The sequence below is a fragment of the Bradyrhizobium sp. Rc3b genome, from assembly GCF_900114915.1.
Lineage (GTDB): Bacteria > Pseudomonadota > Alphaproteobacteria > Rhizobiales > Xanthobacteraceae > Bradyrhizobium.
In genome coordinates, this window is record NZ_FOUS01000006.1 from 425,137 (window position 1) to 444,926 (window position 19,790).

The window sequence follows — 19,790 nt, forward strand, 5'->3', positions numbered from 1 at the left end:
TCGACATGTGGATCAACGCATGACGAAGCCGCCGTCCACCGAGATGGACTGGCCGGTCACATAGCTCGCAGCATCGCTGCATAGCCACAGAACCGCATTTGCGATTTCCTCGGGGCGTCCGACCCGCCCCATTGGAATGCTCTTTTCCATGGCCTTGAGCGCATCGCCTTGCCCGTCGGCCACCATCTGGTCCACCATCGGCGTCCATATCAATCCCGGGCAAATGGCATTGACGCGGATGCCACGCGTTCCATATTCGAGCGCCGCGCTCTTGGTGAACCCAAGGATACCATGCTTGGCGGCGTGATAGATCCCGCGTTCCGCACCACCGACGAGGCCGCCGAGAGACGAACAATTGACGATGGCGCCGCTGCCCTGCTTGCGCATCTGCTGCAATTCGAACTTCATGCAGCTCCATACGCCCTGCAGATTGATCCCCATGACACGTTCATAATCCTCGCGAGTGGTATCGGCTGTCTCCGCGAGCACGTTCTGGACGCCGGCGTTGTTGTAGGCGGCATCGAGCCGACCGAAAGTCTCGACCGTCCTTGAGACCATGGTTTCGACCTCGGCATCATCGGCCACATTGCAACGGATGCCGATCGCCTTGTGACCTCGAGCATTGAGTTCGTCGGCGGCAGTGCGCGCCGCATTCTCGTTCCAGTCCGCGAGTGCGACAGACGCCCCCGATTCCGCAAAAGCTTTCGCCGCCGCGAGGCCGAGACCGGAAGCTGCGCCGGTCACCAAGGCGACCTTGCCTTCGAATGAAATGTTCATGTCGATCTCCTTTTGGACTCGTCGGGCTGCCGATCGGGAGCCTGCAAAAGCCGCTCCCGACAGACATCACCCTGCTCCGCGGTCACACCGTCAGCAGCGTCTTGATCGCGCGGCGCTGGTCCATCGCCTTGTAGCCCTCGGCGACCTGATCGATCGGCAGCGTGAGATCGAACACCCTGCCCGGCTGTATGCGTCCATTGAGGACGCGGTCCATGAGATCGGGCAAGAACCGCCGCACCGGGGCAGGACCGCCCATCATGCGCCGCTGGCCGAAGAACAGGGCCTGGCCGTCGAAAGTCACACCATGGGGAACACCGACATAGCCGATACTGCCGCCGGGACGCGCGCATTCGAGGGCCTGCGACATCGCTTCCTGCGTACCGACGCATTCGAGCACCGAATCGGCGCCGACGCCCCGGGTCAGGTCCTTGACGCGCGCGATGCCTTCTGCGCCGCGTTCCATGACGATATCGGTCGCGCCGAACGCTTTGGCCAGATCCTGCCGCGTCTTGTGGCGGCTCATGGCGATGATGCGCGAGGCGCCCATCTCTTTCGCCGCAAGCACGCCCATGAGGCCGACCGCGCCGTCACCGACCACCGCGACCACGGAGCCCTGCTTCACATTCGCAGCGTCGGCCGCGTACCAGCCGGTCCCGAGCACGTCGGAGGTCGCGAGCAGATGCGGGATGAGATCGCTGCCCGGCACCTCCCTGGTCGCGACGAGCGTGCCATCCGCAAGGGGGACACGGGCGTAAGGCGCCTGCGCGCCCGACATGAACTCGCGCTTTTCGCACGACGATTGAAAGCCGAACTTGCAATGCGGGCAAGTATTGTCCGACACGCAGAACGAGCCGACGACGAACTGGCCGGGCCTGACGGTCCGCACCGCACTGCCGATCTCGACCACCACGCCGCAATATTCGTGACCCATATGCGCAGGGCCGTCATTCGGCTGCAGGCCGCGATATGGCCAGAGATCGGAGCCGCAGATGCACGTCGCCGACAGCTTGATGATGGCGTCGGTCGGGTGGACGATTTTGGGATCGTCGACGGTTTCGTAACGGACATCGCCGGGTCCGTAGAGGATTGTCGCTTTCATTGCTTTTCTCCTTCGAGTCACAAAGCCGGACTCGCCGACACACAGGCCGCGCATCGCGCCGAGGCACAAAGCTACAGCGCGAAGACCGCACTCCACGCGGCTGCGGGATGCGAAGCCCAGCCTGCGCGTTTACGACATCATCTAGGGTCCCGGGCGGCGGCCGATTAGTCGATATAATTTGCTTGCATTAATCGATACGGGCCATGAATAGTGGCGGCCATGGCAAGCCAGGATTTCAACGATTTGCTGGCTTTCGTGGCCGTCGCCCGCGAGCGCAGCTTCACGAAGGCCGCCGCGAAACTGGGCGTGGTGCAATCGACGCTCAGCCATACGATCAAGCGCCTGGAATCGCAGATGGGACTGCGGCTGCTCACGCGCACGACCCGAAGCGTCGGCCTGACCGAGGCGGGCGAGCGCCTTCAAAAATCAGTTGCGCCCCGCATCGAAGAGATCGAGCGCGATATCGCCGCGCTGATGTCGCTGCGTGACAAGCCGTCGGGCACGATCCGGATCACGCTCTCGGACCATGCGCTGGACACGGTCGTCTGGCCGAAGCTGTCGCCCGTCTTGGGAAAATACCCCGACCTCAAGGTCGAGTTCAGCCTCGACACTGCCTTCCGCAACATCGTCGAAGACGGTTTCGATGCGGGCATCCGCCTCGGCGAAAGCGTCGAGAAGGACATGATCGCGGTGCGCATCGGTCCGGACTGGCGGCTCGTCGCGGTCGCCTCGCCTGCCTATCTGAAGGAGCATCCGAAACCAAGACATCCGCAAGACCTGCTGAAGCACGTCTGCATCAAGCGGCGCGCGGCCGCCGGCGGCCATTACGTGTGGGAGTTCGCCAGGAACGGTCCCGACCTGCGGGTACGCGTCGAGGGACAACTGACCTTCAACGATTCCCGGGCGATGATCGACGCCGCCATGAAGGGTTTCGGCATCGCCTATGTCCCCGAGGACATGGTGACACGGCACGTCCGTTCCGGTGAGCTCGTCATCGTGCTCGACGACTGGTCGCCGAAATTCGACGGCTACTATATCTATTATCCGACCTCGCGGCAGAACTCGGCTGCATTCAAGGTGATCGTCGACGCACTCCGCCATCACGAAGCGCGAGGAAGACGTGGCTAGTTTGCCTCGCCGCCGCGCTTGAAAATAGCGCGAAGCCGCACATCAACGAATCAAGCGCTGGTGCTCTATCCCATCACCCCGCCGCGCTTGATCAGCTCCTTGCCGACAGCGGCCAGATGCACCTGGTCCGGGCCGTCGCCGATGCGGATGAAGCGGGCGTAGACATAGGCACGCGCCAGGAACGTATCCTGCGAGACGCCGGCGGCGCCGTGGATCTGGATGGCGCGGTCGATGACGCGGGCGGCCATGCTGGGCACCACGATCTTGGCCGCGGCGATCAGGTCGCGCGCGGCCTTGTTGCCTTCGCGGTCCATCTTGTCGGCGGCTTGCAGCGTCAGGAGCCGCGCCTGCGCGATCTCGCAGAACGAGTTTGCGATGTCCTCGCGCACCGAGCCCTGCTCGGCGAGCGGCCTGCCGAAGGCCACGCGGGAGACTGATCGCTGGCACATCAATTCGAGCGCACGCTGGGCGCAGCCGATCAGCCGCATGCAATGGTGGATGCGGCCGGGGCCGAGCCGCCCCTGCGCGATCTCGAAGCCGCGGCCCTCGCCGAGCAGGATGTTCTCCACGGGCACGCGGACGTTCTCGTAGACGATCTCGGGATGGCCGCTAGGGGCGTCGTCATAGCCATAGGTCAACATGTCGCGGACGATGCGCACGCCCGGCGTGTTCCTGGGCACCAGGATCATGGATTGCTGGCGGTGGCGGTCGGGATCGTCGGGCGCGGTCTTGCCCATCACGATCAGGATCTCGCAATCCTCGTTCATCGCGCCTGAGGCGAACCACTTCCGGCCGTTGATGACGTAATCGTCCCCGTCGCGCTTGATGGCGCACTGGATGTTGGTGGCGTCGCTGGAGGCGACCTGCGGCTCGGTCATCGAGAAGCCCGAGCGGATGCGCCCCTCCAGCAACGGCTTCAGCCAGCGCTCCTGCTGTGCAGGCGTGCCGTAGTTCGCGAGCACCTCCATGTTGCCGACATCGGGCGCCGAGCAGTTGAAGATTTCGGGCGCCCAGAGGATGCGGCCCATGATCTCCTTCACCGGAGCATAGTCGAGATTGGAGAGGCCGGGGCCGTGCTCGCCGGAGAGAAACAGGTTCCAGAGCCCCTGCTCCCGCGCCAGCCGCTTCAGGTCCTGCAGCACGGCCGGCGTCTTGTAGCGTGCGGCTTCCGGCTTCACCTGCTCGTAATAGAGCTCCTCGACCGGCTCGACATGCGTCCGCATGAACTGCCGGACGCGGTCCTGAAGCTCCAGCGAACGTGAGGAGTGTTGGAAGTCCATTTTCAATCCTCCGCTCGCCGACGCTCGCGTCGGTCCCGTAGGGTGGGCAAAGCATCCGCCGTAGCTCGAAGAGCGAAGGCGGAAGCGTGCCCACGTTCCTGTTTCCGTATTGAGCAGGTCGTGGGCACGGCGCAAGTGCGCCTTTGCCCACCCTACGATTCCGAGATCGCGGAGAGAGCCCTGCCCTCACGTCCCCTTCAAGAGTTCGCTCGCGACCACCCAGTCGTTGCCGTCGAACTGCAGCATATAGCCATCCTTGATCGGGCGGAAATCCTGCGGGGTGGTGTTCAGCGTGATGCCGGGCATCAGCAGCGACAGCGGCACGCTCTTCAGGTTCGCCGCCTGCGCCATGATGTTCTCGCGCGTCAGATTGTCCTTGCACTGCTTCAGCAGCACCACCAGCGCCTCGGCGACGGTGTAGCCGTAGAGGCCGGCGACGTTGTTGACGTCGGCATTGGGCAGGCGCTTCTTCATGAAATCGATATAGGCCGTCATCGCCGGATCGTTCTTCGGCGCTTCGACGAACGGCTTGAGCGCGCCGAGCGAGAGCACGCCTTTGCCGGCCTCGAGGCCCGCAGGGACCATCACGGTCGCCTTGTTGGCGCAGCCGCTAGCGAGGAAGCGCGTCGGCTGCCAGCCGACCTCGTGGGCCTTGCGGATCGCCTGCGCGCAGGCGCGCGGCGTCACCGAATAGATCATGAAGACGTCGGCCTTGGTGTTCGCCAGGGTCAGCACCTGGGAATCGACGGTGGGATCGGCGACCTCGAAGCTCGAGGCCATCGCGATCGCCTTGTCGGCGTCAGCGCCGAGCGCCTCCTTGACGCCGCGTAGATATTCCTTGCCGGCATCGTCGTTCTGATAGAGCACGGCGAAGCGCGCATTCGGGTTCTTGGCGCGGGCATAGGCGACGTCGATCGCAGCCTCGCTGGTGTAGTTCGGCGCCCAGGGCAGCGCCATCGACCAGGGCATGTTGGCCGGATCGTTCCACTTCGAGGCCGAGCTGATCAGAAACAGCTGCGGCACCTTGTTGCTGTTGAGATATTTTGCGATCGCCGAGCTTGGCGCCGTGCCCATGGTGGCGAAGATGAAGGCGACGCCGTCACCTTCGACCAGCCGCCGCGCCGCCTCCATCGTCTTGGGCGGCGAGAACGCGTCGTCCAGCGAGATCAAATTGAGCTTGCGGCCGGCAACCCCGCCCTTCTCGTTGACCTCGTCGAAATAGGCCGCGATGACCCTGCCCGTGATGCTGAGGGGCGAAGCCGGCCCGCTATAGGGCATGGTGTTGCCGATCTTGATCTCGGTGTCGCTGACGCCGGGACCGTAGGATTTTTGCGCGGAGACGGATGTGGACAGGCAGGCGGCAGCGAGCGCTGCGGCCAGGGCCAAGGCGGCTTTCATGGTTTCTCCCCAGTGCTCATCGTCCGCGCGAGGCGGCCGCGCGGCGTGCTGCTTTTTGCCAGCGCGTCAGATCAGCGGAGTTCCGCAAGATGGTCTTGCGTCGAGTTGCTGATGGCTTAGCCGCGCCGCTTCAGGCTGAAGCCCAGGCTGATCCAGCCTGCTCCCGCCATGATCAGATCGATGCCGAGGAACAGACCGAGGATGTAGACGCTGTTCACCGGCCAGCGTGCGACGATCAGCAGGCCAAGCAGCAGCGTGATGACGGCCGACAGCGCCACCCAGACCCACGGGCTCTCGCGCTTCATGCTGAAGGCGAGAAACAGCCTGACGGCGCCCGAGGCGATCAGCGAGGCGCCGAGAAACAACGTCAGCAGGACCGCCGCGAACAGCGGATTCTCGAATGTCAGGAAGCCCGCGATCACGTAGAGCACGCCGAGCAGGGCCCAGATCAGGAACTTGCCCCAGCTCTTCATCTGGAACGCGCCGATGATCTCGGTGACGCCCGCGACGATCATCATGGCGCCGACCACGATGACGCTCGCCACCGTCGCCATCACCATGCTGCCGAGTGCAATGAAGCCGGCGATGAGATAGACGACGCCGAGCGCGACGATCCAGCCCCATTTGGCATGCAGCGCCGCGATGCCGGAGCCGAGACTTGGGTGATGTGACGTGTCCGAAGCACTGGTCATGACGGCCACTCCTGCTTGCGTAGCCCGGGGGCACGCGCCAGAATAGCACGCACCGTGCCGGGACGACAGCCAGCAGAACACCCGTACCGGCAGTAACATTGACGCAAATCAAGATCGACTGCGGCGCATCAGCCGCGGGACCGCTCCATCTCTAGCTCGGCCTTGAGGTTGTCGAGATCGCGGTAGATCGACGCAACCGCCAGCACGCGGCCGTCCTTGCGGTACTTCAACAGGCAGTCCTTGCCTCCGATGCTGCCGTCGATCGCGATCTCGTCAAAGCTCTCGGCGTGGCCGACATAGTTGATCGGCACGTCGTAGTGTTGCGACCAGAAGAACGGCACCGCGTCGAAGCGCTCGCGCTTGCCGAGCATGTTGCGCGCCGCGGTCTGGCCCTGGCGTTCGGCAACGACCCAATGTTCGACACGGATGGTTTGCCGGGAATGCGGATCGGGCCAGCGCGCGATGTCGCCGGCCGCGAAAATGCCGGCGACACTGGTTTCGAGATATTCGCTCACGCTGACACCGCGATCCGCTGCAAGGCCGGCGTGCTCGGCCAGCGCAAGGCGCGGCTTGACGCCGATGCCGACCACGACGAGGTCGGCTTCGATGACAGCTCCGCTCTTTAGCGTGGCGCGGGTGCCGTCGAGCTTTTCGACCGTGTCCTTGAGGTGAAAGATCACGCCGTTCTCTTCATGGAGCGACCGGACGAAGTCGCCCATCTCCGAGCCGAGCACCTTCTGCATCGGCCGCTCTTCCGGCGCGACGACGTGCACCTCGATCTTGCGCGCCCGCAGGGACGCCGCGACTTCGAGGCCGATGAAACTGGCGCCGATGACCAAAGCGCGCCTGGCACTCCCCGCTGCCTTGATGATGGCGCGGCTGTCGGCGACGGAGCGCAAGGTGTGGACATGCGGCTGGTCGGCGCCCGGGATCTGCAGTTTGACCGGCTCGGCGCCGGTCGCGAGCAGCAGCCGGTCGAACGGAAGCCTGTCGCCATTGCCGAGCGTGACGTTGCGCGTCTTCGCATCTATGGCGGAGACGCCGGTGTTGAGCCTGAGATCGATGCCCGCGTCCTGATAATAGTCCTCGCCCCGCAGCGGCAGCCAATCCTCCGGTGCGCTGCCCGCGAGATAATCCTTGGAGAGGTTGGGCCGGTCGACCGGCATCGCGCCGTCATCGCTGAGCATGGTGATGGCGCCGGCAAAGCCCTCGCGCCGGAGCGTCTCGGCGGCCGCGAAGCCGGCTGCACCGCCGCCGACGATGACGAATTTCTCCGGCGTCGGCGCGTTGCGATGAGCGATCGACGGCTTCGGCGCCTCGCGCTTGCGCTGAACGATGACGTTGTCCCGATCGCGCGCGACCTCCCACACCGCCAGCGCGTTCAGCGCCGGCGGGCGGGTGGCTTCGCCGGTGCGCAAGGAGAAGCAGGCATGATGCCAGGGACAGCGGATGGTAACGCCCACCACCAGGCCCTCGGCGAGCGGCCCGTGGTAATGGCTGCAGGCCGGCTCGATCGCAAAGATCTCGCTGCCGGCCTGCACCAGCAGGACGTCTTCCTCGCCGACATGACCGAGCAGTTTGCCATCCCTGAACGCGGTCAGCGACACGCCTTTGCTCAGGTCGGGTCGGCTCGGCTTGTTGTTCTCGGTCATGGCGCCGTCTCCTTGAGCAGCCGCGGGTCAATCGTCCGAATTGGCGAGCCCCAACAGTTCCTGGCGCGTCAGCGCATTGTCGCGGAACACACCCAGCATGCGGCTGGTGACGAGATCGGTCCCGGGCTTGTGCGCGCCGCGCGTGGTCATGCAGTGATGCGTCGCCTTGATGATGACGCCGACGCCTTCAGGCTTGAGCACGTCGTTGATGGTATTGGCGATCTGCGCGGTCATCTTCTCCTGGATCTGGAGGCGCTTGGCGTAGATGTCCACCACGCGCGCAAGCTTGCTGATGCCGACGACACGGCCCTGCGGGATATAGGCGACCCAGGCGCGGCCGACGATCGGCGCCATGTGGTGCTCGCAATGGCTCTCGAAGCGAACGCCGCGCAGGACGATCATCTCGTCATAGCCTTCGATCTCCTCGAAGGTCTTTTGCAGGATTTCCGTCGGGTCCTGCGCATAGCCGGAAAAATACTCCTCAAAGGCGCGTGAGACCCGGTCCGGCGTCTCACGCAGACCATCGCGCGCGGGATCGTCGCCGGCCCAGCGGATCATGGTGCGGATCGCCTGCTCGACCTCGAGCCTGTCAGGCCGTTCGACCGGCGCCTGCGCCACCGCGACACGTTCCAGCTTGCGCACTTGTGACTTCATCGAGATCCTCCCCTGCAACGAGCCGCATACAGAAGCGGCTCCTCAGCTTGGACGGCTGCAATCGCAAAAGGTTCCCAGGATCAGGAAAAATCGGAGGGACGGCAGACAAGCCAGCCGGCCGGACGAGAAACGAGCTTTATGAGGCCGCTTTCCGGACCTCGACCACCGCCTGCGCCCATTCGGCCGGCCGCTCCTGCGGCAGATTATGACCGGCATCGGTGAAGACACGCCGCTCGAATGGACCCTCGAACTTGCTGGCGTGATGGGCGGTGCCGGGATTGACGCCGTCGCTGTCGCCGTCGATCGCAATCGTCGGGACGCGGATCGGCGGCTGGTCTGCGAGCTTCGCCTCGATCGCGGCATAAGCAGGATCGCCCGCGACCAGCGCGTAGCGGTGGCGGTAGGAGTGGATCACGACGTCGACGAAGTCAGGATTGTCGAACGACACCGCGCTCTGCTCGAACGTCGTGTCGTCGAACGCCCATTTCGGTGACCACATCGCCCAGAGCTGGCGGGCAAAGCCACGCCGGGTGCGCTCCAGCGCGCGGCGTCCGCGCTCGTTGTGAAAGAGATATTGATACCAGAGCGCGGCTTCCTCCGGCGGCGAGGCCGGCTCCATGGAACGGGCGATGTTCTGGATGTTGTAGGAATTGCCGGAAACGAGGGCGATCACGCGCTCCGGATAGAGCGCCGAGACCACGCAGGCCGCGCGCCCGCCCCAGTCGTAGCCGCCGACGACGGCGCGCTCGATACGAAGCGCGTCCATGAAGGCCAGCAGATCGGCGCCGAGCGCCGCCTGCTCGCCGGAGCGCGGCGTATCCGGGGAGCGAAACCGCGTCGGTCCGTAGCCGCGCAGCCAGGGCACCAGCACGCGCGCGCCGGCCTCGGCAATGATCGGCGCGGTCTCGGCATAGGCGTTCACGTCATAGGGAAAGCCGTGGCCCAGGATGCAGGGCCAGCCGTCAGGTGCGCCGTATTCGCGATAGGCAATGTCGAGGACGTCCGTGGTGATCGTTTTTTGTTGCATGGTTGTTCACGGCGTTGGGGATTTCGTAGCCCGGATGGAGCGCAGCGCAATCCGGGAACGCCAGCATCCGCGAATCCCGGAGTTCGCTGCGCTCCATCCGGGCTACAACAGGTCTACCGCTGCGGCCCGGACAGCGAGATGTCGCGCTCGGCGCGGAAGACGTTGCTGTAGAGATTGGCGATCCATTGCCGGCCGATCTCGGTCTTGTTGAGGTAACCGATCTCGGTCTGGATGTGCGGTGCGACGCTGTTCCAATAGAATTGTGGATAGCGGTTCACGATGTCGGCCGGTGAATCGTAGCCGAGCTGGCGATTGATGCCGACCTCCTCGAACTCGTAATAGAGCGCATTGGCCTTGCGCAGATAATTGGGATCGCCGAGCTGGCCGATGAAATCGGCGGCGCGCAGGATCGAGGCATCGACGTCATACTCATGGCCTTCCTGGGCCGGAAAGCGCGTTCCCTCGATAGCGCGGGCGATGCGTTCAGGATCGAGACCCGGAATGTGCTGCAGCCGCCGCAAGACATAGAGCTTCGAGCGGTCGACGTGATACATCATCAAGCTGGCGTCCGACGCACCGCGCGGCAACGAGATCTTGGTGTCGGCGGCATCGATGACGAAGCCGTCGATGTCATCCTCCTCAAACAGGCCGCGGACATAGCCGATATCGTGGGCGAGGCAGGCGATCAGGACATGGACGTAGTCCTCGGCCGTCAGGTGAGTATGGAGATTTCGGCCACTGAGGATCGAATGGCCCGCCAGCGTCACCAGCATCGTATGTTCGATATTGTGGTAAAGTGCATCGCTGTTACCGATGCATTCCATCGCGGTGCGGGTTGCGCTCTCGACCATGCTTGCAGCCGTCTCGCCGTACCGACGCCGCATAAACGTACCCAGCAGCTTCTCCAGGGATTCAGCCGCCAGTCTCGGCAACGTCATCATGGATGCAGCCCCGCGTGCCGGTGGTGTCCCATGTCAGCTCCCGAAGTCTCGTTCTTGTCCTCGACGCAACGACCCACCATAGCCCATCTTGGGCCGAGTGACCAAACCCCCGGGAACGCGATTACGGAAATATGTTACCGTTGTGCTATGCAAGATCGCGGTTGCGGTGAAGGCGCGGCACGCCCGCGTGGCGAGCCCGGCCGACGAGGCGCGTTTATTCCACCATCACCACGTCCACGGCGACGCCGAGTTTCTGCTTGGGTGAGCCGACGATGATGCCGTCGACCGGCGAGACGTCGGAAAAGTCGCGTCCGACCGCAAGCACGATATGGTCGTTGGCAATCAAGAGATCGTTGGTCGGGTCGAAATCGACCCAGCCAAGCTCCGCCCCGCACCACAGCGACACCCAGGCATGGGTGGCATCGGCGCCTTGCAGGCGGGCCTGCCCCGGCGGCGGAATGGTGCGCAGATAGCCGCTGACATAGGCCGCCGGCAGACCGAGCCCGCGCAGCCCTGCGATCATCACATGGGCAAAATCCTGGCAGACGCCGTGTCGCTTGTCGAAGACCTCGTTCAGCGGCGTCGAGATCACCGTCGCCTTGGGGTCGTAGCGAAACTCGGTGCGGATGCGGTGCATGAGATCGACTGCGCCCTCGAGGATGCCCGCGCCCGGCGCAAAGCTCATCCCCGCATATGCGCTGACCGGACGCAACACCGGCACCAGCGGGCTGGCGAAGACATATCCGACCGGCGAGGACGGTCCGAGGCTGGTCGCCTCGAAGGCGATGTCGCGGATGCTCTCCCAGCTCGGACTGTCGGCATCGCGCGCCGGCGGCCGGCGCGACACCGAGACACGCGAGCGCGAGTCGATCCGCAAATTGCGATGCGCCGCTTCGATCACGATGCTTTCGGTCAGCGTGCCAAAGAAGTCGCGCCGGACGTTGCGCTCGGCTGGGCGCGGGCGGATCTCGACCTTGTGCGAGATCAGCTCCTGGCCGCCACCGCTCCTCGGCTCCAGCCGCAGCGTGCAGCGGGCGAAGCTGACCGGATTCTCGTACTCGTAGGTGGTGACGTGACGGATGTCGTAGATCACGCCAGCCCCGTCAGCTTTTCCGGCCGGGCGGCATTGGGGCCGTGCGGGAAGTAGTGCTGACCGATCGCATCGGCGAGGCTGAGCAGGTCCTGCTCCAGCGCGAACAGTGTCTTGACCTCGAGCTTCTCGGCCTCCGCGGTCGCCAGCATCGCCTGCATCGCCACCGCAAGGCGCTGCGGCTTCTCGATCAGGCCGTGCTCCTTCAGGCTGGGCAGCGCGGCGATGTGCTCGTTCAGCGTCGTCACCTGGAACGCCACCGAACGCGGATTGTAGCCGTCGAGCACGGCAAGGTCGCGCACCGGCGCCAGGATCGGCGCCAGCAGATAGCGCGAGCGATAGGTGATCTGGCAATCCACCAGCGTCAGCAGGATGTCGAGATCCTCGTCGCCGGCCTCGTCATAGGCGAACTGGCGCGTGAAGCGCGTGGTGTTGATGGCGCGCTCGGTGCGGCGGCCGATGTCGAGAAAGCGCCAGCCGGCGGCGCGGTTCATGTTCTCCTGCGCCAGTCCTGCGAGGCTGGCGAGCTCCTGCAAGGTCAACTCGGCCGCGCTCAGCACGCCGTCGTCGCCCTCGACCTGATAGGCCAGGCGCTCGGCCATCTCGGTGATGACCTGCCAGGCATCGGGCGACAGCCGCTCGCGCAAGGAGGTCGCCGTGCGCTGCGCCGCGCGTACCAGCGACAGCGCCGAGCCGAAACGTTCCGCGCTCTGCAACGCTTCGGCGGTGATCCGCCCAGGCGCGGCGCGCGAAGTCTGCGAGATCGCGCCCCAGGCCACCAGCAGGCGCTGGATGCGTTCGCCCGACTGCAGCGAGGCCGCGGTGCCCTTGTTGGGCCCGCTCGGCGAGCCCAAGGCGCGCACCAGCCGCAGCGTCGCCTCGGCGCGTTCGAGATAGCGGCCGAGCCAGAACAGATTGTCGGCGGCGCGGCTCGGCAGCACGCCGGCGATGCGGCGGATGCGGACCTTGTCGGTCGCCGGCAGCAACGTCGCGGTCGAGACCTGCTTGTCGGAGACCACCCAGACGTCGGCGGCGCGCGCACCGTCGCCCATCGACACCGCGCGCGCATCCGGCTGCTCGGCGATCCGGCAGAAACCGCCGGGCATGATGGCCCAGCCGTCGGGCGTGGCGGCTGCGAACACGCGCAGCACGAACGGACGCGGCGTAATCTGGCCCTGCTCCCACACCGGCATGGTCGACAGCCGCACCACCTCCTGGCCGACATAATCCATGCCGCGCGCGGCGATGGCGTCGATCAGGCGCTGGCGGTCGCTCGCATCCAGCTCGCTCGCGAGCACCGGCCCCGCGCTGTCGAAACCGGGCACGCCGCGCCGATAGGCGCCTTCGATCGCGACCTCGTCGAGCCGCGCCAGCACCTCCTCGCGCGCGCTGCGCTGGCCGCACCACCAGGTCGCGATGTGCGGCATCTTCAGCTCTTCGCCAAGCAGGCGGCGGCTCAGCGCCGGCAGGAAGCCGAGCAGCGCCCGCGCCTCCAGCACGCCCGAGCCCGGCATGTTGGCGACGACGACGCCGTCCTTGCGCAGCACGTCGATCAGGCCGGGCACACCGAGATGCGAGGAGGCATCGAGCTCGAGCGGATCGAGCGAATTGGAATCGACCCGGCGGAGCAGCACGTCGAGCCGCTTCAGCCCGGCGACCGTGCGGATGTGGATGCGGTTGTCGCTGACGGCGAGATCGTCGCCCTCGACCAAGAGGAAGCCGAGATAGCGCGCCAGCGTCGCGTGCTCGAAATAGGTCTCGCTGAAGCTGCCGGGCGTCAGCACGCCGATCCTGGGCTCGTCGCGGTCGGCACGCGCGCGCAGGCTGTCGCGGAAGGCCTCGAAGAACGGCGCGACGCGCGGCACGTTCATCGACTTATAGAGGTCGGAGAAGGCGCGCGAGAGCACGAGGCGATTCTCCAGCGCGTAGCCCGCGCCCGACGGCGCCTGGGTGCGGTCGCCGAGCACCCACCAGCGGCCGTCGGGGCCGCGGCCGACATCAGCAGCATAGATCGACAGGTAGCGCCCGCCCGGCGGCGGCACGCCGCAGACGGGACGCAGATATTCGGGACTACCGGCGATCGCGGCCGCGGGCAGCGCGCCTTCCGCAACGAGGCGGCCCTCGCCATAGATGTCGCGCAGTACCAGCTCGAGCAGCTCGGCGCGCTGGGTGATGCCGGCGCAAAGCTGCTGCCAGTCGGCCTCGTCGATCAGGAGCGGCAGATGGCTGATCGACCACGGCCGGTCGGCGCTGTCGCCGGGCGCACGGTAGGTGACGCCGGCTTCGCGCAGATGACGGTCGGCCATGCCGAAGCGACGCTCGATCTCGTCGGGCGCGAGCGCCCCGAAGGCATCGAAGAATCGGCTCCAGACCGCGCGCGGGACGCCGTCGGGCCCCAGGAACTCGTCGGGAATCCCGGGCAGGCGGCGATAGTCGCGGACCCATTGGGCAAGGCGGCGCTGGCCTTCACGCTGGCCTTGCGCCCTACCCGCCTTGTCCTGCTCGGCTGCGCCCTCGCTCATGCGCCTCTCCCTGCCCAACCATCATACTCATTGCAGGAGCGGGGTCCGCAAGTCGAGGGTCAGCGGAAACTCATTTGTGCGTTCCTCGGGCGGTGGCTGGACCGGCCCCGGCGTATGGCCGTGGTCCTGGAAGCGCGCCAGCCGCCGCGCCTCGGCCTCGTAGGTGTTGACCGGCTTGGTGTCGTAGCTGCGGCCACCGGGATGGGCGACGTGGTAGACGCAGCCGCCGAGGGAGCGGCCATTCCAGGTGTCGATGAGATCAAAGGTCAGGGGCGCATGGACCGGGATGGTCGGGTGCAGGCCGGAGGCCGGCTGCCAGGCCTTGAAGCGGACGCCGGCCACGGCCTCGGCCGAGCGGCCGGTCGCGGTCATCGGCAGGCGGCGGCCGTTGCAGGTGACGATGTGGCGGCCCTCGACAAAACCCTCCGCCTTGACCTGAAGCCGCTCGACCGATGAATCGACATAGCGCACGGTGCCGCCGGCCGAGCCCTCCTCGCCCAGCACGTGCCAGGGCTCCAGCGCCTGGCGCAGCTCCAGCGTCACGCCGCCATGATGGACGCGGCCGAAGGCGGGGAAGCGGAATTCGAGCTGGGCCAGATACCATTCCGGCTCGAACGGATAGCCTGATTGCTTCAGCTCAGTGAGAACGTCGAGAAAATCCTCCCAGATGAAATGCGGCAGCATGAAGCGGTCGTGCAGCGCCGTGCCCCAGCGCACGAACTTGCCGGCCTGCGGCTCGCGCCAGAACTTTGCGATCAACGCGCGGATCAAGAGCTGCTGCGCCAGCGACATGCGCGGATCGGGCGGCATTTCGAGCGCGCGGAATTCCACGAGGCCGAGCCGGCCGGTCGAGCCCTCCGGGGAATAGAGCTTGTCGATGCAGATCTCGGCGCGATGGGTGTTGCCGGTGATATCGACGAGCAGATGCCGGAACAGCCGGTCGACCAACCACAGCGGCGTCTGGTAGCCCGGCGGCGGCACGTGCGAGAGCGCGATTTCGAGCTCGTAGATGCTGTCGTGGCGGGCTTCGTCGATGCGCGGCGCCTGGCTGGTCGGGCCGATGAACAGGCCGGAGAAGAAGTAGGACAGCGACGGATGCCGCTGCCAGTACAAGACCAGACTCTTGAGCAGGTCGGGCCGGCGCAGGAACGGCGAGTCCTGCGGCGAGGAGCCGCCGACAACGACGTGGTTGCCGCCGCCGGTGCCGGTGTGGCGGCCGTCGACCAGGAAGCGGTTGGCGCCGAGGCGAACTTTCCCGGCGTCCTCATAGAGGCCGGCGGTGATGTCGACCGCCTCGCGCCAGCTCTTCGCCGGCTGGATGTTGATCTCGATGACACCGGGATCCGGCGTCACCTTGATGACCTCGATGCGCGGATCGAACGGCGGCGGATAGCCCTCGACGTGGACGGGGAGCTGCATCTCCTCGGCCGTGGCTTCGAGCGCCGCGATCAGCTCGAGATAGTCTTCGATGCGCTCGACCGGCGGCATGAAGGCGCAGAGCACGCCATCGCGGATCTCGACCGACATCGCGGTGCGGACCGGGACCGACGTGTTGAGCTGCTCCGGCGCGATCCGCGGCGGCGACTGCGGGCGCGCCGCAAGCGTGAACACCGGCAGCTTGCCCCGCGGCTCCATCGGGTCCTGCTCGACGATGTACGGATATTGGTTCGGCGGGACGTGGCCGAGCGAGCCGATCGGCAAGCGCAGGCCGAGCGGGGAATCGCCGGGCATCAGGAACAGGTGATTGCGCCGGAGAGCCCAACGCTCGCTGCGCCAGCGCGGCGGCGCGTTCCAGCGCTGCACCGGCAGCACGAAGCCGCGCGGCGTGTTGAGGCCCTCGTCGAACACCCGCGCCATCCGCGCGCGCGCTTCCGGATCGGACAATTTGGAGTCGGAGGGATCGACGTTGACGGGGAGCTCGGCTTCCTTCTGGAGCCAGTAGGCGGTGTCCTCGTAAGCCGGGATGATGTAGCCGGGATCGAGCCCGAGGCGCGCCACCGTACCCTCCATGAAGGCCTCGGCATCCTTCGTCTCGGCGCGCCGCGGATTCCCGATCCTGGCGATGAGGTCGGCATTTTTCCAGATCGGCACCCCGTCCTTGCGCCAGTACAGGCCAAACGCCCAGCGCGGCAGGCTCTCGCCCGGATACCATTTGCCCTGGCCATAATGCAGCAGGCCGCCGGACGCGAAGCGCGTGCGCAGGCGGCGGATCAAATCGTCGCCCAGCGCGCGCTTGGTCGGGCCGACGGCCTCCGTATTCCACTCCGCAGCTTCGAGATCGTCGACCGAGACGAAGGTGGGCTCGCCGCCCATGGTGAGCCGCACATCCTGCGCGGCGAGATCGCCGTCGACCTGCTCGCCGAGATCGTTGAGTCGCGCCCAGGATTCGTCGGAGAACGGCTTGGTGATGCGCGGCGCCTCGCGGATGCGGCGGACGCTCATATCGAAGGCGAACTCGACCTCGGCAAAGCCGGCGCTGCCGGAAATCGGCGCAGCTGAACGATAATGCGGCGTGGCGGCGACCGGGATGTGGCCCTCGCCCGCGAGCATGCCGGAGGTCGCGTCGAAACCGATCCAGCCGGCGCCGGGCAGATAAACCTCGGCCCAGGCGTGCAGGTCGGTGAAGTCGTTCTCCACTTCCGGCGGTCCCTCGATCGGATCGATGTCGGGACGGATCTGGATGAGATAGCCGGAGACGAAACGTGCGGCGAGGCCGAGATGACGGAAGGTCTGGATCAGGAGCCAGGCCGAGTCGCGGCACGAGCCTGCGCCCGAGGCGAGCGTCTCCTCCGGCGTCTGCACGCCGGGCTCCATGCGGATGATGTAGCGGATCTTCTTCTGAAGCTCGCGATTGAGCTCAACCAGGAAGTTGACCGTGTTCGGAGCGTCCTGCGGGATCGTATCGAGATATTTCGCAAACAGGCGATCGGGCTTGATGGTCTCCAGATAAGGCGCCAGTTCGGTCTTCAGGTCGTTCGGATAGTCGAACGGAAAACTGTCGGCATAGGGTTCGACGAAGAAGTCGAACGGGTTGACCACGGTCATCTGCGCCGTGAAGTCGACCTCGATCTTCAATTCGGTCGTCTTCTCCGGGAAGACGTAGCGGGCGAGCCAGTTGCCCTGCGGATCCTGCTGCCAGTTCACGAAATGGTTGGATGGCGTGACCTTGAGCGAATAGCTCATGATCGGCGTGCGCGTATGCGGCGCCGGCCGCAGGCGGATGGTCTGCGGGCCGACATCGATCGGGCGATCGTATTTGTAGTGCGTGACGTGGTGTAATGCGACGTAGATCGACACGGGGTGCGATGCTCCAGCAGCTTTTTTGAGCAGAACACCTGAGGTGGACGCGATCAAGCACTAACAACGGGCAGCGAGTGCCTAGGTAAGGTGCGGGCTACGCGGACAGTATCGTAGGGTGGGCAAAGCGACTTGTCCGCCGTAGCTCGAAGAGCGAAGGCGGAAGCGTGCCCACGACCTGCGTTTGATTGGTGAGAATTCGTGGGCACGGCGCGCAAGTGCGCGCCTTTGCCCACCCTACGGTTCTGCCTTTGGTGATGGGTCCCGGACCGGTGCGCGCTTCAGGGCACGCCTGGGACGACAGCGGTGAGCGGCGCAGCCCTACGCCGCCGACGTCAGCCGCTGCAGGAATTGCGTCACTTCGCGCCTGAGTGTCTCGACTTCGCCGTGGACGCGTTCAGAGGCGCTGTTGACGCGGCTCGCGACGCGGCCGGTGTCGGCAGCGGCTTCGCTGATGCCTGACACGTTGGAGGACACCTGCGAGGTGCCGACTGATGCTTCCTGGACGTTGCGGGCGATCTCGCGGGTCGCGGAGCCCTGCTGCTCGATCGAGGCGGCGATGCTGGCGGTGATGCCGTCGATCTCCGCGATGGTCTGCGCGATCGCCTCGACGGCCGCGACCGAATTGGTGGTCGATTGCTGCATCTCGCCGACCTTGGCGCTGATCTCCTCGGTCGCCTTGGCGGTCTGGTTGGCGAGGCTCTTGACCTCGGAGGCCACGACGGCGAAGCCGCGGCCGGCCTCGCCTGCCCGCGCCGCCTCGATCGTGGCGTTGAGCGCCAGCAGGTTGGTCTGCTCGGCGATCTCGCTGATCAGCTTGACGACGTCGCCGATCCGCAGCGCCGCATCCGCGAGGCTACGAATCTCGCTGCCGGCACGATTGGCTTCGTCGACGGCGCGGCCGGTGCTCGTGGTCGAGCCGGCCACCTGGCGGCTGATCTCGGCGATCGAGGATGCGAGCTGTTCCGCGGCGCTCGCCACCGTCGCAACGTTGCTCGAGGCCTGATCGGACGCACTGCGCATGCCGGTGGTCTGGCGGTTCGTCGTCTCCGCCGCCGCCGCCATCTGGCCGGCATCGGATTCGAGGTCGGTCGCGGCGCTCATCAGGCTGCCCGCAACTTCGTCGAGATGCGTGCCGAACTGCTTTGCGAGGCCCGCGATCTCGACCACGCGGCGGCCGAGGCCGTCGGTGCCGGCATTGATGACGGTTGCCGAGCGGCGGAACGAGCCGGGCAATCCGCGCGCGAGGATCTTGCGGAAATACTTGCCGCGGCTGGCATAGTCCATCGATGCCGAAGCCTCGCGCACGAAGGCATCAGTGATGTCGAGCATGTCGTTGACCGACTTCTGGATGGCGCCGATCCGCCCGGCCTGCCGCTCGCTCAGGATCCGCGCTTCGAGATCGCCGCGCGTCGCCTTGCGGCAGACATCGGCGACCTCATCGACGGCCACCGCCGTGCGGTGCTGACACCAGACGGCGTAGCCGAGCAGCAGGATCGCCGCGCCGAGCGGCGCTGCGCCGACAATTCCGGTCCAGCCGAGCAACGTGACGACGAACGCGATGCTGGCGAGAAGGCACGCGACTGCGGTCGCTCCCTGCGCCTTAGAGAGAGAGCACAAATTCATCGTAACCGACACCGTTTTGCTTGAGCAGACCGACCATCATTTCGAAGCTCGCACGCATGCCGTCCTTGGCATTGGCGTGACGCGCCTCTTCCGCACAGAGCGCTTTGTAGATCGGCTTGATGCGCTCGACCGGCGCCGGATCGGGCCTGCGTCGATTGGAGTGATAGCCGATGATGTTGCCGTGATCGTCGAGCGTCGGGGTGACATGGGCGAACACCCAATAATGGCTGCCATCTCCCGCGAGATTGACGACGTAGGCGAAGATTTCCTGCTTGGCCTGGAGCGTATCCCACAGCAGCTTGAAGACGCAGCGTGGCATGTCGGGATGGCGGATCAGGCTGTGGGGCGCGCCCATCAGCTGCTTCCAGGGGTATTTCGCCATGCGGAGAAAGACGTCATTGGCGTAGGTGATGCGGCCTTTGAGATCGGTCTTCGATACAATCAGCTCCTCCTCACCGAGGAGATTTTCCACCCCAGTAGGACGTATCGCTTGCATCGGTTCGATCCTCAAAAGGCCGGCCCCACCACGCTGTGGAGCGCATCATCCGCCTGTCTAGGACAACATTGTTAATCAGGTGTAAGCCGCAGATCCCCGGCGAGAGGAGCG

15 protein-coding genes are annotated in these 19,790 nt (G+C 65.7%); 1 reads left to right on the forward strand and 14 read right to left on the reverse strand.

The features are described 5' to 3' along the window. Positions 1–12: 12 nt before the first annotated feature. Both BM190_RS16885 and BM190_RS16890 read right to left on the reverse strand, forming a co-directional pair. On the reverse strand, positions 13–777 hold the full coding sequence (locus BM190_RS16885) for an SDR family NAD(P)-dependent oxidoreductase (RefSeq protein ID WP_092256807.1): 765 nt from the start codon (positions 775–777) through the stop codon (positions 13–15). A gap of 82 nt (positions 778–859) precedes the next feature. After that, positions 860–1,876 carry a zinc-dependent alcohol dehydrogenase family protein gene (locus tag BM190_RS16890; protein WP_092256810.1) on the reverse strand — a complete coding sequence of 339 codons (1,017 nt, stop codon included), beginning with the start codon at positions 1,874–1,876 and terminating at the stop codon, positions 860–862. Positions 1,877–2,095: 219 nt separating this feature from the next. Between BM190_RS16890 and BM190_RS16895 the strand changes: the two genes are divergently transcribed. Continuing rightward, positions 2,096–3,004 (forward strand): LysR family transcriptional regulator, encoded by a 909-nt coding sequence (locus tag BM190_RS16895; protein WP_092256814.1) that lies wholly within the window; start codon positions 2,096–2,098, stop codon positions 3,002–3,004. Between the two features lie 65 nt (positions 3,005–3,069). Here BM190_RS16895 and BM190_RS16900 read toward each other — a convergent pair whose 3' ends face one another. The 12 genes from BM190_RS16900 to BM190_RS16955 form a co-directional block, all read right to left on the reverse strand. Further along, positions 3,070–4,284, reverse strand: a complete 1,215-nt coding sequence (locus BM190_RS16900) for an acyl-CoA dehydrogenase family protein (RefSeq protein ID WP_092256816.1) — start codon at positions 4,282–4,284, stop codon at positions 3,070–3,072. A gap of 186 nt (positions 4,285–4,470) precedes the next feature. Then, on the reverse strand, positions 4,471–5,682 hold the full coding sequence (locus BM190_RS16905) for an ABC transporter substrate-binding protein (protein ID WP_018315678.1): 1,212 nt from the start codon (positions 5,680–5,682) through the stop codon (positions 4,471–4,473). Positions 5,683–5,798: 116 nt separating this feature from the next. Beyond that, complete coding sequence (locus BM190_RS16910) at positions 5,799–6,374, reverse strand: HdeD family acid-resistance protein (protein ID WP_026201537.1); 576 nt, start codon at positions 6,372–6,374, stop codon at positions 5,799–5,801. Positions 6,375–6,502: 128 nt separating this feature from the next. Next, positions 6,503–8,026: an FAD-dependent oxidoreductase gene (locus BM190_RS16915; protein ID WP_092256819.1), complete on the reverse strand. Its 1,524-nt coding sequence runs from the start codon at positions 8,024–8,026 to the stop codon at positions 6,503–6,505. Positions 8,027–8,053: 27 nt separating this feature from the next. Further along, positions 8,054–8,680: a GTP cyclohydrolase I FolE gene (gene folE, locus BM190_RS16920; RefSeq protein WP_092256823.1), complete on the reverse strand. Its 627-nt coding sequence runs from the start codon at positions 8,678–8,680 to the stop codon at positions 8,054–8,056. Between the two features lie 136 nt (positions 8,681–8,816). Next, a complete protein-coding gene (locus tag BM190_RS16925; RefSeq protein WP_092256828.1) occupies positions 8,817–9,707 on the reverse strand; it encodes an alpha/beta fold hydrolase in 891 nt (296 codons plus the stop codon). A 113-nt stretch (positions 9,708–9,820) separates the two neighbouring features. After that, positions 9,821–10,648 (reverse strand): hypothetical protein, encoded by an 828-nt coding sequence (locus BM190_RS16930; protein WP_018315673.1) that lies wholly within the window; start codon positions 10,646–10,648, stop codon positions 9,821–9,823. A gap of 214 nt (positions 10,649–10,862) precedes the next feature. Then, on the reverse strand, positions 10,863–11,741 hold the full coding sequence (locus tag BM190_RS16935; RefSeq protein WP_092256831.1) for a transglutaminase family protein: 879 nt from the start codon (positions 11,739–11,741) through the stop codon (positions 10,863–10,865). After that, positions 11,738–14,260: a circularly permuted type 2 ATP-grasp protein gene (locus BM190_RS16940; protein ID WP_092256833.1), complete on the reverse strand. Its 2,523-nt coding sequence runs from the start codon at positions 14,258–14,260 to the stop codon at positions 11,738–11,740. The genes BM190_RS16935 and BM190_RS16940 overlap by 4 nt, the downstream gene beginning before the upstream one ends. A gap of 27 nt (positions 14,261–14,287) precedes the next feature. Then, complete coding sequence (locus BM190_RS16945; protein ID WP_092256836.1) at positions 14,288–17,557, reverse strand: transglutaminase family protein; 3,270 nt, start codon at positions 17,555–17,557, stop codon at positions 14,288–14,290. Positions 17,558–17,878: 321 nt separating this feature from the next. After that, the gene (locus tag BM190_RS16950; protein ID WP_177237113.1) at positions 17,879–19,183 is read right to left on the reverse strand and encodes a methyl-accepting chemotaxis protein; all 1,305 of its coding nucleotides are present in this window, start codon (positions 19,181–19,183) and stop codon (positions 17,879–17,881) included. Further along, positions 19,161–19,679: a PAS domain-containing protein gene (locus tag BM190_RS16955; protein WP_049814751.1), complete on the reverse strand. Its 519-nt coding sequence runs from the start codon at positions 19,677–19,679 to the stop codon at positions 19,161–19,163. Before BM190_RS16955 ends, BM190_RS16950 begins: the two co-directional genes overlap by 23 nt. Positions 19,680–19,790: the final 111 nt, after the last annotated feature.